This is a genomic window from Streptomyces sp. NPDC058691, from assembly GCF_042714775.1.
GTDB lineage: Bacteria > Actinomycetota > Actinomycetes > Streptomycetales > Streptomycetaceae > Actinacidiphila.
Window position 1 is genome coordinate 24,722 of record NZ_JBHXSO010000066.1, and the last position, 14,887, is coordinate 39,608.

The window sequence follows — 14,887 nt, forward strand, 5'->3', positions numbered from 1 at the left end:
CCCGGCCAGGGACACCCCCAGGTCCCCGTCGCCTACATCCTCGTCCCGCCCGGCGCGACCGCGAAAACCCTCACCGCCGAATTCGCCCGCTACCTCGGCATCCCCACCACACCCCGCATGACCCAGGCCCAGATCACCGAAGCCGTCTGCCACACCTACCACCACGCCCGGACCCGCCTGATCCTCATCGACGAAATCCACCGCCTCAACCCCCGCACCACCACCGGCGCCCAAGCCGCCGACCTCCTCAAAGACCTCACCGAACGCATCGGCGCGACCTTCGTCTACGCCGGCATCGACGTCACCACCACCCCCCTGTTCAACGGCGTCCGCGGCGCCCAACTCGCCGGCCGCGCCTCCCTCATCGACTGCGGCCCCCTCCCCGCCCGCCTCGGCAACCACCACCCCTTCACCGACCTGATCACCGACCTCGAAAACGCCCTCGACCTCCACCACCACAAACCCGGCACCCTCCCCCGCCACGCCCCCTACCTCCACCAACGCACCGCAGGCCGCATCGGAAGCCTCACCCGACTCATCCGCCAAGCCGCCATCCACGCCATCACCGACGGCACCGAAAAAATCACCAAAGAAACCCTCGAAGCCATCCGCCTCGACCACCTTGCCGAACAACACCAACGCCCCCACACCCGCACCCGCACCCGCTGACCGGTGCTGGCCCGGATCGCACCGGACCGGAACTGAACAGCCCGGCACAGCGAGACACTCACCGCAACGGTGCGGAACCAGCCGCGCTCGGCCGTTCACGTCACGGCGCAGTCCCATCGCTGCAAGACTTCCTCACGCAGGCATGCGCACGGGGGCAGGGGGGATGCAGCATGGCGAAGACCCGTAAGGGCTACTACCGGGCAGGGCACCACGTGAAGCCGTCAACGGTTTCCAAGCAGTGGAAAAAGCCCTCCACGGGACTTGTCGTGGCAGCCGTTGTTCTCGCCATCGCCGGGTGGAACACGCTCTTCGACGACGACTCCGACTCCACGGGGAACACCCCCCAGCCCCACCCGTCGAGCAGCTCAGCCCCGGCCACACCCGGTCAGTGACCCCGCTTCCAGCGCAAGGCCGAGAACCTACGTCCCCACACCGACCCGCCGGGTTCGACGGACGGCGCCGGCGCAGGGTCCGCTGACGCCGGCTCGGACGCAAGGTGCTGCCACACCGTCTTCCATCGCGACGCCTGCTCATCGGGGACACCGCAGGCCTCAAGGTAGACGGCCGTTGTCGCCCATGTGGCCGGTAGCGTCCGGCGGTTGCCCAGACGGCTGATCGTGCCAACCGAGATCCGGCCGCCGGAGCGCCGGCTGACAGCCTGCTGAGTCAGCCCGCTCACCTCCCGGACCGCCGCGAGCGCCGCACAGAACCCGGCGACGCTGCGGACCTCCCCCGGATCCGGCCACCGCCGCTCCCCCACCGCCCCGTCAGCCGCGACGCTCACCGGCGCAGCAGGCAGGAAAGCGGAGTTGCGCCCCAGCGCGACCTGAGCGCCGCTGTTGCGGTCCCTGGCCTGCGGGACCGGATACCCGCGAGCCTCCAGCGTCACCCGCAGATGCCGGTAAACCGACCCCAGCTCCAGCAGCGCAGGCCCCCCGGGAATCCCCTCGCGCAAAGTCTCGAGCAGCGCACCGGTGAACGCCGTGTACGTCTCGCCCACCGGGGCTTTCGCCGTACGCGTCTCGGCCGCGGCCGCCAGCAGGAAACTGCCCTCCACCACCGCCTGATCCGCCAGGCCCGTCCCCGCGCTCATCCTGCCCAACGCCAGACCGCTGTAGCAGCAGTCCAGGATCACCACATGCCGCTCCGCCCGGGAATCCAGCAGGAGAACCTGCCGCAGCCAGTCAAACGGCAGGCCCGTCTCGATACGACCGAACTCGGTGTGCGGCAGGGCAAGACTGAGCTGATCCTGCTGCCCGTCGACCAGACCATGCCCGGCGAAATACACGATCAGCGTGTCCGTGGCCTCGCGCGCCGCCCGCCGTACCGCGCCCACCACCGCATGCGCGGCATCCGGTTCCTCAAGAACCGTCACATGCCCGCTGGGCAGCCGCAGCGACACCGGCCCACACAACGCCGCGGCAAGAGCGCGCAGATTGTTCGAAACCGCCGGCAGGTCCTCGAGATGCCGGTAGCGGCTCGTGCCCACCAAGACCGCCCTCGACGCCCCAGGATCAGGCAGCACGCTCACCCCTGCACGTCCCCGTCCCCGCCGGCAGCATCCAGCGCCCGCGTCGCCCGCTCGATCTCCTCCTCAGAACAATCCGTGAGGACCACGACCGTCTCCCCGCGTCGGAATTCCACACGCGGCCTACGTGACCGGGTCTGTCGCCACGACACCACCGCCAGCACGAACGACGCCGCGTTCCACCCGTTCCCCGTCACCAACTCCAACACGTCCAGCGCCGTGCCCATCTCCCCCGGACCCGGCCCACTCCCCCGCACCTCGACCACAGCCGACCTACGAACCCCAGGATCCGCACGCAACCAGCCCTGCAACGACCGCACCTCACCCGCAGCCGACCCCACCCGCACCTCAAACCGCACCGTCGCCCCCCAACCACAGCCCCGCACCACGACAACGAAGCAGACCTATCCCCCCACCGCCCAAACCAACCCCGACACCCCAAAACCAAGCCCCGAACCAGCAGAGCACTTCACCCCACGCGCTACGAACCCCACCGAGAAACCACGACCAGCCGCCCCATCCCCACAACCACACTGACCAGGCAAAACGCCCTCGACCAGCGAAAACGCAGACCAAGCCATTAGCTACGAAAACTGCACACAACCCCGGCCAAAAATCTCACCACAACCCAGAAAACCCCAGGCCAGCCCCACCGCACCCCAGCAAAAGCCGATTCTCAATCAACCACCAAAACCCCAGCTCACCGCCAACCCGCCACACCACCTACCCGCCCCTGGATCCACACCAGTTTGCGCGACCATATGGACCGGAACGGGGGTGTCATGCGACGGCATTGGATGATCAGCGCCGCTCTCGCCGTGACGGGCGGCATCGGCGTTGCAAGCCGTGTCTTTCAAATGGTTCCGACCGCATCCGCCGCCATCGTCGAACGCTTCGGCCGCTACAGCCGCACCCTCGAACCCGGGCTGCGAGTCGTCATCCCGTTCGTGGACACCGTGAGGATGCGTGTGGACCTGCGTGAGCAGACCGTGCCGTTCCCTCTGCGCGTGGTGTCCATGCACGACGGCACAGACCTACCGATCGAGTTCACCATTCAGTACAGCGTCACGGACGCAGTCAAGGCGACGTACGGCACAGCCAGCTACATCCAGGCTCTAGAGCGGCACGCCGTCTACGAACTCACGTACGCACTGGCGAACCTGCCGGCATCCGACGCGCGGGTCTCACTTCAGCAGATCGCCGAATCCGTCCTGCACGTCCTCAGACCTCGGACCGCCCGCTGGGGTTTGACGCTGCACGAACTGCTTCTTACCGTCGGCGAGGTCACGACCACCGAAGTCAAGGACGAGGCCCGCGTGGCCGCGCAGCACGACGGCGCCTCCGCACAGATCTTCACCGGCCACATGACCATGAACGTGCTCCCGCACGGCCAGATCACCCACCAGGCCAACGGAAGGCTCGAGTCGATGAGCACCTGGAACATAGACCGCCAGGAAATCTCCGGTGGGAACGTGCAACAAGGCGACAGTAACTACCAGTTCAACGGCCCCATAGACCCGGCAAGCGCCAACAAGGCCCGGGAGGTCGTCGCCGACCTCCTGAGCACACTGCGCACCGCATCACAGGAACACCCGCCCTCCAGTGAGCCGCTGATCGCCGACGCCGAGATCATCGAAACAGAACTGACAGCCGCACAGGAGGAAGACAGGGAGCCTGACGCCAGCCTCCTGCGACGCACCTGGCTGCAGATGCGCACTTCGGCCGAACCAGCGGCCATCGCCGTGGCCGGCAGCGCAACCGCATCACTTGTCACCCAACTCGGCCACTTGTTCGGCATGGCCTGACGCACACAACACACCGCACTGGAGGCCACAGTGGTGCCGCCCAACGCGGGCGGCACCGGCACGGCAGCGCTACCGCGCAAAGTGCTGTTCACAACCGTCCATGTGCGGCCGTGAGCGACGGTTGAGAGGTATCAGCTGCCAGCGACAGCTGTTGATTCAGCGTTCGCGAGCCTACTCATGGCGCGCCGCTCAGCAGCATCGACATCGAGCCGGCCACTCGGATCGCCGCCGCGAGCCAGTACGGCACGCCGGACGAGGGCGAGGTAGAACAGAGCCGGAGCGCATGGGGTCCAGGCACTCTCGAGGTTCGGGCGACCAAGGATGAAGTCGCATACGTCGTCGGCGGTTGCGGGCACGAAAGCGTGCGCCTCGTGCTCCCAACGATCTTCGATGCCTTTCGCCCAGCGATGCCGCAGGTCGTCCTCGGTGAGGTCCAGAAGGACCGCTCGGAAGAACGCCGCCCACTGGTGGTTCTTCAGGTCGAGTCCGAAGCCGAGGAGTTCCAGCTCCACGTTGTCCTCGAACTGAACAGCCATTTCCTCTTTGAGGGCTCGTCTGGCGGCCGCATGCAGGCTGATGCGCGAGCCGTCGGCGGGCAGGTCGTGAATGCGGGCGAGCCCTTCGTTGGCGGAGGAGTTCCAACGGTGGACATTGACGCCGTCAACCTTGCCGCTTCGTCGCGCAAAGATCATCTTCTGGTCAGGGCCGGTTTCCGCCGCCACGTTGACCCCGAAGCTGCAGGACAAAAAGGCCTCAGCTTCCGCGGGATCGCCGATGTCGAGGTACCGGGACCGCAGAGTCGCGCCTGAACCGTCCTCCAGCCGCCGGTCGAGGTTCGTGGTCGTGGCAAGGAAGTCGTAGTAGTCCGCGTTCACCAGGTGCAGGTGCGCAACCGGCTCCTCAGAGTGAGAGGTCCGGCGCGGGGTGACGCTCTTCACTGCGAAACGTGGGTTGTTCCAGCGGTAGTTGTCCCCCGCGGCCTGCTTCGCGGCCTCCTGCTCTTCGATCTCGCGTCGCCAGCGCTGTACCTCCTCAGGCAGCCACAACACCACGTCGGGGTCGTAGAAGACGTGGACGTTCTCCTCGTGGATGGGACGCGTTCCATCACCCTCGAAGATGAGGCAGTCAGTGACCAGACTGCCGATCGTAAAGGTGTCCTGGTAGGACATGTCCCCTCCGGTCGGATGCCAGTGTTCCTCAACGGACCTATGATCAGCGCTTGCTGATTGTTCATCATATGGTGACTGAGTGACCAGGGGGACCCGTGGAACAACCGACTGACGACGCGGACGGCCTTGTGCTGGCCATTGTCGTCGACGAGTACCCGGATGGGCCACCCGGCAAGCAGCGGCTGGAGTACCTAGCGGCAGGAGCCACAACCTTCCTGGAGGCCGTCGAGGGCCTCGGATTCCGAGCTGCGCCCGTGGTACTCCCGAAGGAGCGGACCACTCGTACGGGGATTCTCGAAGCGATCGCCGACCTGCGTGATCAGCCCCATCGGAGGAAGATCGTTTACTGGGCCGGGCACGGCCTCAAGGAGAAGGCGCACTCCTTCCGGCTACTGTGCCGAGACTCCTACCAGTACAAGCACCGGCCCGGTATCGCAGTGGAGGAGCTCGCAGAGGCGGTCCTGGAACTGTCCGGGAATGTGCTCTTGATCATTGACGCTTGCTACAGCGGCGCCGCCCGTCGAGACATCACCGAGGTCGCCCACAAGATCCGCAGCCAAAGGCCCGACCACTCGTCGCGTCCGTCCGGATTCGCCGTAGTAGTGACAGCGGCCGAGGACCAGGAGGCGGCGGAAGCGGAATGGGGTAGGCACCTGAGAGCGATCGTCACCGACCCACGCACCTCCGTCGACAACGATCCGATCTTTAAGCCCAGTGCCCCTGGTGTCCCCCTGACCGATCTGATGGACGCTGTTGCCGCCAGAATGGGCAATAAGCATATTCCTCAGCGCCCCGACTACGCGGTGGCGTCGGCTCTCAGCCGCGACTTCTTCCGCAACCCCTACCGGAAGGCAGGTGTCCTCCGGCAAGCACTACGCCCCGAGAACGACACCATCTGGCTCGACGGCGAACTGCGTCGTGAGCCCTTCGGTCCCGCCCTTGGTCGCTCGCCGGACTGGGCTGCCCGCCACTTCACCGGCCGCGTCCACAGTCTCCGCAGAATCGTGACGTGGCTAGGCTCCCACCAAGAGGGTCTGCTCGCGGTCACTGGCCCCGCCGGCAGCGGAAAATCTACGCTGCTGAGTTACCTGGCCAACCTGACCATCCCCGATTTCTGCAGGGAACTACCAGCCGAGGCCTCCGCCCACCCACGTCCCGATCATCACTCGATCCACGCCGCCGTGCACTGTCGCAACTCGACATTGCCTCATCTGATGGCCGACCTCTGTATTCGGCTTCGCCCTTCCGGCCTCGAGCCGCCCGCCGGTGGATACACAACCACCCATGCCTTTATAGACGCCGTCGAAGCACTCGCGGCCGAAAAGGGGATGCTCACTCTCTTGTTTGACGGGCTCGATGAGGCGGCCCCGGGACAGTCGCTCGACATCGCCCGCGACCTGCTCCAGGACCTTGCCACGCGGGCGGGGATTAAGGTTGTTGTGGGAACCCGCAGGCGCGACCGCAGACCGACCGGGGATGAAGTAGCCCCCGAAACGCTGCTCGACGTCCTCCAACGTGCCGCCAGTGTCGACCCAGTGGCCCTGGACCAAGACCCCGACACCCTTGAAGACATCCGACGCTACGCCGAAAAGGTGCTGCGCGATCCCGCCGATTCCCCGTACCGGCACCCAGAGAATGCCGAGCTCCTGCAGGCGACTGCCCGGCATATCGCCGAGCGCAGCGACAAACTCTTCCTCGTCGCTTCGGTCTATGCCCGTTCGCTGGCCCGGGACGGCCGACTACTCCCTCCTGAGCGGCTCGACTCGGGTATGCGCTCGGGCATCGCTGAATTGCACGAACTTCTCGGCGAGCAGTTGGCGGCTCTCGACACTCGTAGGCCGGAGCGGGTCCGGGACCTTCTGAGGCCGCTTGCCCTCGCCCAAGGCGCTGGCTTGCCCTTCCCCGACATCTGGCTGACTATGGCCAACGCACTGCGCAGCGACCCCTACGAGGGGCCGTACACGCAGGCTGAGCTGAACACCGTACGAGAGCGGACGCTTGGCGCATTCATCGTCCGTGACCGTGAGAGCGGGCAGGACGTCTACCGGTTCCAGCACCAGAGCTTCGGAAGTCATTTGCTGCCGGTTCAAGACGAGCAGGCGGTACTGCACGCCCGCATCCACACAGCGCTTGTACAGCTGGCAACCGAGGGAGCGTCGCAAGACTGGGCCTCCTGCGACCCGTACATCAAGAACCATCTGGCCTCACACGCGGCGGCAGCTGGTGACGGCGTGCTAGAGGACTTGATGATGGACATCGACTTCCTAGTGCACGCCGAGCCCTCCGGTATCGTCCCATTCGTCCATGCCCGCATTGGGCTCGTGGACGAGCCTGCGCTGTATCTGCGGGTAGCCTCCGAGTTCGGTCGACGCAGCTCTGCAGAGCGTCGGGCGCTGTTGCGTGCTGCTGCGCTGCGCAGCCACCCTCAACTGATGTCCGCGGTGGGACGGGAGCATCCTGACCTCGTGTGGCAGGACGTCTGGACGGACTCCGTCCCCGAGCCCGCGCATCGGGCTTGGCCGAGCCCGCACGGTGGAGCGCATGCCGTCGCATGGACTGACGGTGCAAACGAGCTGATCGCTGCGTGCGGGGTGGGTGAGGTGCGTGCCTGGGACGCCTCGACCGGGCGCGTGGCATGGGTCCTGGACACGGCCGCTAGCCGTCGACACGCTCGGTCTCTACACAGCGTCGGCGTGGTTGACGACTCGTACGGCACCTTGGTGTTCGCCGCCGACATGGACGCGATCCACGTCTGGTCGGGACCGGAACTCCAGCACATCCAGCGGCTGTTCTGGGGCGGTCACCCCGACACCGTCACTGCAGCCGTCTTAAACGGGGTCGCCTATGTCGCGGCCCTCGATGAGGGCACGCTGTGGGTGTGGAGCCGGCCCCCCAAGCGTACGCACCTTAGTCGGTTGCACCACGTCCCGGTGGGTGACAGCGCCCGCTCGCTGGCACTGGTTCCCGTCGGCGAGCGGCTGGTGGCTGTGGTTGGCGGCAGGAGTGAAATTTCTCTCTGGGACGTCACCAAGTCCCGCAACGGACAAAGGACTGTGCTTGCACGCGAGTTTGGCCATCTCCGTATGGCTGAACCTTCCGGCAGCGGTTCGGTCATAGTGGCTGCGCTCCCGGACACACGAGGGAGCGCAGCAGCATGGGTTGCTGGCGCAGATGGCAAGGCTCTCAAAATCTGGCACCTGACAGATGTCGAGCTGGACCCGCTCCGTATCCCTCGATTGCCACTCTCCGTTCCGGCCCGCGTGGTGACACTCGGCCACTCCCCTGATGGCCCGCTCCTTGCGGCGGCCGCTCACGGTTCCATTCGAATCTGGAACCTCAAGGGCACCGAGTATGCCCCGCTCGACGGCCACAGCGACGCCGTACGCTCGCTGACCTTCGACCCGAGTGGCAGCGGCCGTGTCGCCGTCGCAGCCGGTGCTCGGGTCAGGGTTTGGGATCCGGCCGAGCCGTTCACGGCGTCCCTCGGCTCGTCCCAGGCTTGGGAGCCGACAGGCCGCACGCCGGGCCTGCTCCACGTCGCCCAGGGACATGACGGCAAGCACCTGCTGTTGAGAGCACTCGGAACGACCCTGCAGATCTCGCTCCACAGCGCCTCCGGGTTCTACGGGACTAGGAACGACACGTCCAATGTGCGCGTCCTCCCATCTCCGGCAACCGCGGTAACTGCGCACCAACTCCACCGCAACCGGTGGCTGGTCTGTGTGGTCAACGTTGTGGCCAGCCAGCGAGTGCTGACCATCTACGAGTTGTGCCTCATGCCCTCCAACACGTGGGAGGCCAGCCCGCCGCACACCCTCCCCATCCCCGGAGCCCCCGATAAGGGAACCATCCGGTCTGTCACCGCCTCCATCCAAGCAGGATCGGTGCGGTTGTTCGTCGCCGATCCAGGCGAGCAACAGGTCCACGCGTGGGAGCGCGGTCTCAACGCCCCGGCAGACGCCTGGCGGCCGATCCACGGCCACCCCTGGGGCTTGAGCGGTGTCGCTGCCGAACGAGTCGCCACGACTGCGTTGTCCGACGGCACCACCCTCCTCGCGGCAACCGGCGCCACTCGCGCCGAGGTTTGGCCCCTCGCCGATGAGGAGGAACGCTTTCCGAACGGGCTCGGCCGGGCCCGCACCCAACCGCAAGCCTCACCATCCGTATCTAGGGGCACTTACGTGCCAGCCCACGACCGGCAGTCCCTCATCACCGCAATGGCATTCAGCGTTTCCGGAGGGCAGCGCTGCATGCTGGCCCTGGCCACCGCACAGACCGTAGGCGTAGCGAGCTGGAGCCTTGTGGGCGGGCCCGATGACTGCGTATCGGAGCACCGGCCCGATCTCCTGCGGGATCCGTTGCCTGGCATCCGCTCGATGTCGCTGACAGGGCCGGCCGAGCGCCCTCTGCTGATCGCCTGCACCGGCGTCCCAGACCGCCCGGTGAGGATCTGGGATGTGCGTCGCAGGATTAGGTACTGCGACATCCCGAACCGGGGCTACACCGTGGAGGAGGTCGCCGCCGCGGCCGACGACGCGGGCATCATCTTGTTCCTCTCCGGCCAGGGGCGCTGCGATCAACTGCTTCTCCCGGCGCAGCGCCTCGCTCGGGATCTCGCCGAGCCTGTACGCCTCTTCCGTTACCGACCGAATCGTTTTAGAGGGGAATGAACTTATGCGGCATGATCTCGTTGTGGTGGTGCCAGGCATCATGGGCAGCATCCTGACTCGTGACGGCAAAGACATGTGGGATCTTCCGCGCGCCGTGGGCCGCCTTACCACCGGCCGCATGTCGGCCCTGGCTCTGCCCCCAGGCCTTGAAAACGCGGAGCCGGACCCGGAGCACACCCTGACACCGGGCCCCGGGCTGCTTCGGGAAGCCCGTGTCTGGCCGGGCTTCGCCCCGCACCTCGGCTACGGCGGACTGCTGAGCTTCCTGGAGCGCGAAGTGCCCGAGCGGCTGGCCGTGTTCGCGTATGACTGGCGGCTGTCCAACCGGCTTTCGGCAGCGAGGCTGAAGGTTTTTGTAGAGAGGCGCCTCGCCCAGTGGCAGGAGCGGGCCGCCGTCCAATACCCGGGTGAGGAGAAGCCCCGGGTCGTATATCTGTGCCACTCCATGGGCGGTCTGGTTGCCCGCTACTACATCGAGTGCCTCGGCGGCCACGAGACAGCGGAGACAGTCGTCACCATCGGCACCCCGTACCACGGTGCTCCGAAGGCCATCCGCGTCCTAACTGGCCAGATGCCCTGGTACGTCCCAAACTGGCTGGCAGAAAGAATCCGTGGCGTCGCCGGCAACTTCCCATCAGTGGCCCAGTTGCTCCCTACCTACCGGGTGGTCCGTCGGCTGGACAACGAGGCGGAACGGCTGAACACCGTGAGTATCCCCGACCTTCCTACAGAAGCGGTACGGGATGCCTTCGACTTCCACGCGGAAATCGAAGCCGCTCGCGCCGCGCGCCGGGATGCCGCGCGTGCCGCTGGCAGCGGCACCCCCGGTGACCCAATCGCCCTCGGTGGCGGGACGCACAGCACCGAGCACGCTGTCTCTCTGTCAGCTGGCAAACTCCGGTTCCACGACCGGCTCGATGATCGGGCGGACTGGTTCGGCGACGGGACGGTGCCCGGTATTTCCGCTACGCCGCCCGAACTTGGGGACACTGGCCGAACTCGGTGGCACCCCCACCGCCACACTGACCTCCCGAACAAGAGGCTTGTCCGTGACCAGCTCCTGAAAGTGTGCAAGGCACTCGACCTCACCGACTACCTCTCCGATGACGTCAGGATCGATCTACAGGCCCCAGACTTCGTGCCGCTTGGCTCCCCGCTGGAGGTGACCGCCACGGCAACCGATCCCATCCTGCAAATCCACGCCCGGCTCAGCGACAGCAATGGGGTCGCCGTTGCTGAGACGGAGCTACTGCCCGACGGCGACGGCAGCCACAGGGGCTCAATGATCGCCCCTGAAGGGGTATGGACCCTGGAGGTTCGTTCCGATAGCCCCCGCATCACTCATCGGGATGCAGTGCTAGTCACCGACGCCTGACACCGGCCGTGCCAGCCCCTGCGCCTGGTTCCCGTCCTTGAGTCCCGCCACGCGCAGGGCGCTCACCCACGGGTGTGCTCCCTATTTGCCGGGGCGCTGGTCTGTGCCAGTCGCGGCCTCCTACCCGCCTCGTCCGGGCCGTCACCGGGGGCGCCAGGTGCGGATTTCCAGGTGGGTGATGTGAGCGTCGGCTTGGATGCGGCCAGTTTCGACTAGCCATTGCTGAACTGCGGCAGTGACGTCGCCAGCGACAGCGTCGACGCGGCGAGCGAAGTCGGCGGCGTCGAAGCCTCCGGTGGAGGCGGAGCCGTAGGAGCGTTCTTCGGTGTGGTCGGTGCGTTGGATGACGTCGCGGCGGATGCCAGGTGAATCGGTGCGGCTGCCGGAGGGGTGGAGGTATCCGGTTTTCGGCATGCGGACGGTGAACGCCAGGCGGAGTCCTTGGCGGGCGGCTTCGGCGATGAGGGGGCGTAGGCGGGTGGAGCCGGAGGCGATGGCCTGGGTGGCGACGCGTCCGGTGCCGGTGCCGGTGGGGGTGATGAGGACGGCTTTGCTGCGGACGCGGGCTCGGGCGCCGGTGTGGGTGGTGCGGCGGGTGATGAGGGGGGCTGCGATGCGGTGCGCCTCGTCCATGACCGCAAGATCGAACGGCGGCACCATGCGGCCGGTACGCTGCGCCGCCTCGATCTTGTCCAGCGAGTCATAGGTACACAACACCGTCACCGCAGGCAGCACCCCGGTACCGACCGCCGACAGCGCCGCGGCCAGGCCGGCGGCATCCCCGGTGGAGCCCACGTTCGCCTCGGCCAGACCTGGGTGGGCCCGGGTATCCATCGAACACACCGCCACCATCGCCTCGGCACGGCCGTCCTTTCGCCACGCCAGCGCCGTCTGCGCAATCAGATCCAGCGTCGGCACCACCACCAAGGTGAGCCGCGATCCGAGCGTGCCCGCCAGCCGGACACCGACCAGCGTCTTACCCGTCCCACACGCGGAGACGTACAAGCCCCGCATGCCCGCACGGCGCAGATGCCGCACCGCCCTGCCGTGGCCGGTCTGCTGATCCGGACGCAACACCGCCCGCCCTGACGCGGGATCCGGGACGGCGGGGGTGGGAGCGGCAGTACTCATACGAGGCATTCTCCCGGGCCAGTGGGTAGCGGGCCGGGAGTGCCGGAGAAGAGGGCGGATCCGCAACCTGCAGAGGCATGCCCGTGCTGTGCAGGCGTTTGGCGCGTGGCCGGGCAACCCGCCCGTCACGTGCCGAAACCCGCGCCGCCGTGATCACTGACGGCTCGGCGCCCGGAAGGGTTGTCGTCACAGGTGGTAGGGCCACAGGGTGACGCTGTCCCGAGCGACGCGGACGTCCACCCATGTGGCGTCCGCGTCCTGAGGTGGTGCCGGGTCCGCGAGGTCGAACAGGATCGCTGCCTCTCCTATGTTCAGGAAAGCCGCTCCGTCCTCGGTCAGGTCGAGTTGGCCGCGAAAGGTGATCTGGTCGCGCTCATTGCTCAGCCCGGGCGCGGCAGTGGAGGCCGGCCAGGTGTTGACCTGCCACGCGATGTCCTCGTGGATGGTCCACTCGACATGGTGCTGATGGCCCATGTCTGCGGGTTCGCCCTTCCACAGCACCACTACGGTGCCGATCTGGGAACGCGCCCGTACCCACACGACCCCCGACGGACCCTGCCCTGCTGCTTCCACTGCTTCCACATGGACCAACACCCCACGATCATCCCTGACCCCGCCAGTCAGGCAGGAGCCGGGGGAATTGTGGTGCGGCCCCTGCCACAGCAGCAGGTCGGTGCGCACCGCGGCGGTGCCGCGGCCGCAATGCGTTCGGGACCAGGGCGGCAGTGGTGGGCGCGTGGGGGCAGCCTCAGGAACTCTCCGTCGCTGCTCCCCCCGCCGCCGGGCCAGCCATGAGCGATCCCGAACGGCCCTGCTGCCTTGTCCCCGCGCCGCTTCTCCACCTCGTACAGGGCGTCCACGTCACAGTCCGGGTCCGCGAGCTCGACGGCCAGTGCCTGCAAGTCGGCCGCGGTCCTCGCCCCGCTCATACCATCCCCTCCTGCACTGTGTACTCCCCCGCACAGTGCCGAGCGTAGGTGAGGAGTCGCCGAGTACGCCACGACGGGAGAACGGTGGCGCAAGCTCGACCCGCGCGCGGGTCAGGCGTGGCAGCGGAGCCGGACGAGGATCGTGTCGTCGGGAAGGTCCGCGAGGTACGCCTCGCTGCCCGGCCACAGGGCGGGTGCCGGACGGTCGTGAGGACACTGGTCCGGGTGGCAAGAGGCGTGGACGGCGTGGCTTCCGCCTTCCAGCCACCAGCCGTCCACGGTGAGCACGTCCGTGTTTCTCGGATCCGGCGAGGTGAAGCGACGGATGTACTCCTCACGCGTTCCCTCGTAGCCGATAATGGGATGCTCCACCGGGTCGGCAGGGCCCACGAAGCCCAGAAAATCCATGTCGAGGCTGAAGGGGTGGTCCAGGTACGCCGCGATCAGTGGCTGGGCCCGGTAGGCGGCGAGCATCTCATCTCCCCACCGGTCACCCGGAAATGCCTGCGGATCGTTCCGCCAGCGCGCCACGAAGGTCGCGAGGGGAACGGCCGGCGGGTGCAGGGCGAGCAGGCTGTGCCACAGGTCCCAGGACGCGGCGGCCGCGCGCTCGGAGGCGAGGTGCGGCTGGGAGAAGTCCAGCAGGGCCCGCGGTCCCCCGGCACACACACCCGGAACGCTGGGACGGGGCGCGCCGTCCCGCCCGGGGTCGTCATGGATGAGTCGCGGGTCGTCCTCGTAGCCGGGGGCGACAGCGAAACCCAGTGACCTGCCCCACAGTTTGGGTTCCCGCTGCGGTGGCTAACTGGCGGCGGGGACGGTGTCTTGTGCGGAGAGTAGCTCGTACTCGATCGGGGTGCGGTAGCCCAATGCTGAATGTCGTCTCTGGCGGTTGTAGAAGATCTCGATGAACTCGAAGATCGCGTTGGCCAGTTCGACCCGGGTCTTCCAGCGCTTGCGGTTGAGCAGCTCGATCTGCATGGAGGACCAGAACGACTCCATCATCGCGTTGTCCAGGCCGTCCCCGACGGTGCCGAATGACGGCAGGAGGCCGGCGGAGCGGATCCGTTCGCCGAAGACCCAGGAGGTGAACTGGGTGCCGTGATCGGCGTGAACGATCCCGCCCGGCTCGGGGCGGCGGTTGCGGATGGCCATGTCCAGCGCGTTGACCACGAGGGTGGAGTCCTGCCGTGAGTCGATGGACCAGCCCACGATCCTGCGGCTGAACGCATCCAGGACTGCCGCGCAGTACACCCACCCTTCCCTGGTGCGGTGCTGCGTAATGTCGGTGACCCACAGCTCGTCGGGACGCAAGCGATGGAACTTGCGATTGACCAGGTCCTCGGCGGTGACGATGCCACGCAGCCGCTTGATGCGCACCGGTCCGGGCAGGCCGTGGATCCCGGCTTGTGTCATAAGCACCGATACGGTCCTGGTGCAGACCCGGATGCCCATGCCCAGGGTGAGCTCGGCGTGGATGCGGCGGTAGCCGTAAGTGCCGCGGGAAGCGACGTGTACCTCTCGGATCAGCCCGGTCAGCCAGTCTCGCCGTAGCTGCCGTGGAGTGGTCGGTGTGCGCTTGTGCTTGTAATAGTTCTGCCGGGCGACACC

Annotated in this window: 12 protein-coding genes; 5 read left to right on the forward strand and 7 right to left on the reverse strand. The window is 67.0% G+C overall.

All coding sequences use genetic code 11. From position 1 onward, the window contains the following. Positions 1-669: TniB family NTP-binding protein (locus tag ACFWVC_RS33090; RefSeq protein ID WP_384296303.1), on the forward strand; the 669-nt coding region annotated here is incomplete at its 5' end. Positions 670-839: 170 nt separating this feature from the next. Further along, positions 840-1,061, forward strand: coding sequence for a hypothetical protein (locus tag ACFWVC_RS33095; protein ID WP_384296305.1), 222 nt, complete (start codon positions 840-842; stop codon positions 1,059-1,061). Here the strand turns inward: ACFWVC_RS33095 and ACFWVC_RS33100 are convergent. Continuing rightward, the gene (locus ACFWVC_RS33100; RefSeq protein ID WP_384296308.1) at positions 1,055-2,158 is read right to left on the reverse strand and encodes a caspase family protein; all 1,104 of its coding nucleotides are present in this window, start codon (positions 2,156-2,158) and stop codon (positions 1,055-1,057) included. The two genes, ACFWVC_RS33095 and ACFWVC_RS33100, sit on opposite strands and share 7 nt — an antisense overlap. A 38-nt stretch (positions 2,159-2,196) precedes the next feature. Then, complete coding sequence (locus ACFWVC_RS33105; protein ID WP_384296311.1) at positions 2,197-2,586, reverse strand: hypothetical protein; 390 nt, start codon at positions 2,584-2,586, stop codon at positions 2,197-2,199. A 408-nt stretch (positions 2,587-2,994) separates the two neighbouring features. Here ACFWVC_RS33105 and ACFWVC_RS33110 point away from each other — a divergent pair, with 408 nt between their 5' ends. Then, positions 2,995-4,002 (forward strand): SPFH domain-containing protein, encoded by a 1,008-nt coding sequence (locus ACFWVC_RS33110; RefSeq protein WP_384296313.1) that lies wholly within the window; start codon positions 2,995-2,997, stop codon positions 4,000-4,002. Between the two features lie 131 nt (positions 4,003-4,133). On the opposite strand, the gene ACFWVC_RS33115 is transcribed toward ACFWVC_RS33110, so the two are convergent. Then, the gene (locus tag ACFWVC_RS33115) at positions 4,134-5,171 is read right to left on the reverse strand and encodes a translation initiation factor 2 (RefSeq protein ID WP_384296315.1); all 1,038 of its coding nucleotides are present in this window, start codon (positions 5,169-5,171) and stop codon (positions 4,134-4,136) included. 95 nt (positions 5,172-5,266) lie between these two features. Here ACFWVC_RS33115 and ACFWVC_RS33120 point away from each other — a divergent pair, with 95 nt between their 5' ends. Continuing rightward, on the forward strand, positions 5,267-9,841 hold the full coding sequence (locus ACFWVC_RS33120; RefSeq protein ID WP_384296318.1) for an AAA family ATPase: 4,575 nt from the start codon (positions 5,267-5,269) through the stop codon (positions 9,839-9,841). A gap of 40 nt (positions 9,842-9,881) precedes the next feature. Continuing rightward, positions 9,882-11,216, forward strand: coding sequence for an esterase/lipase family protein (locus tag ACFWVC_RS33125; protein WP_384296320.1), 1,335 nt, complete (start codon positions 9,882-9,884; stop codon positions 11,214-11,216). Positions 11,217-11,357: 141 nt separating this feature from the next. On the opposite strand, the gene ACFWVC_RS33130 is transcribed toward ACFWVC_RS33125, so the two are convergent. The 4 genes from ACFWVC_RS33130 to ACFWVC_RS33145 form a co-directional block, all read right to left on the reverse strand. After that, the gene (locus ACFWVC_RS33130; RefSeq protein WP_384296324.1) at positions 11,358-12,347 is read right to left on the reverse strand and encodes a DEAD/DEAH box helicase family protein; all 990 of its coding nucleotides are present in this window, start codon (positions 12,345-12,347) and stop codon (positions 11,358-11,360) included. A 186-nt stretch (positions 12,348-12,533) separates the two neighbouring features. Then, positions 12,534-12,941: a hypothetical protein gene (locus tag ACFWVC_RS33135; RefSeq protein WP_384296328.1), complete on the reverse strand. Its 408-nt coding sequence runs from the start codon at positions 12,939-12,941 to the stop codon at positions 12,534-12,536. A 446-nt stretch (positions 12,942-13,387) separates the two neighbouring features. Further along, positions 13,388-13,945, reverse strand: a complete 558-nt coding sequence (locus ACFWVC_RS33140; protein WP_384296330.1) for a hypothetical protein — start codon at positions 13,943-13,945, stop codon at positions 13,388-13,390. A gap of 132 nt (positions 13,946-14,077) precedes the next feature. Next, a partial coding sequence (locus tag ACFWVC_RS33145; protein WP_384296333.1) for an IS3 family transposase occupies positions 14,078-14,887 on the reverse strand: 810 nt, incomplete at its 5' end.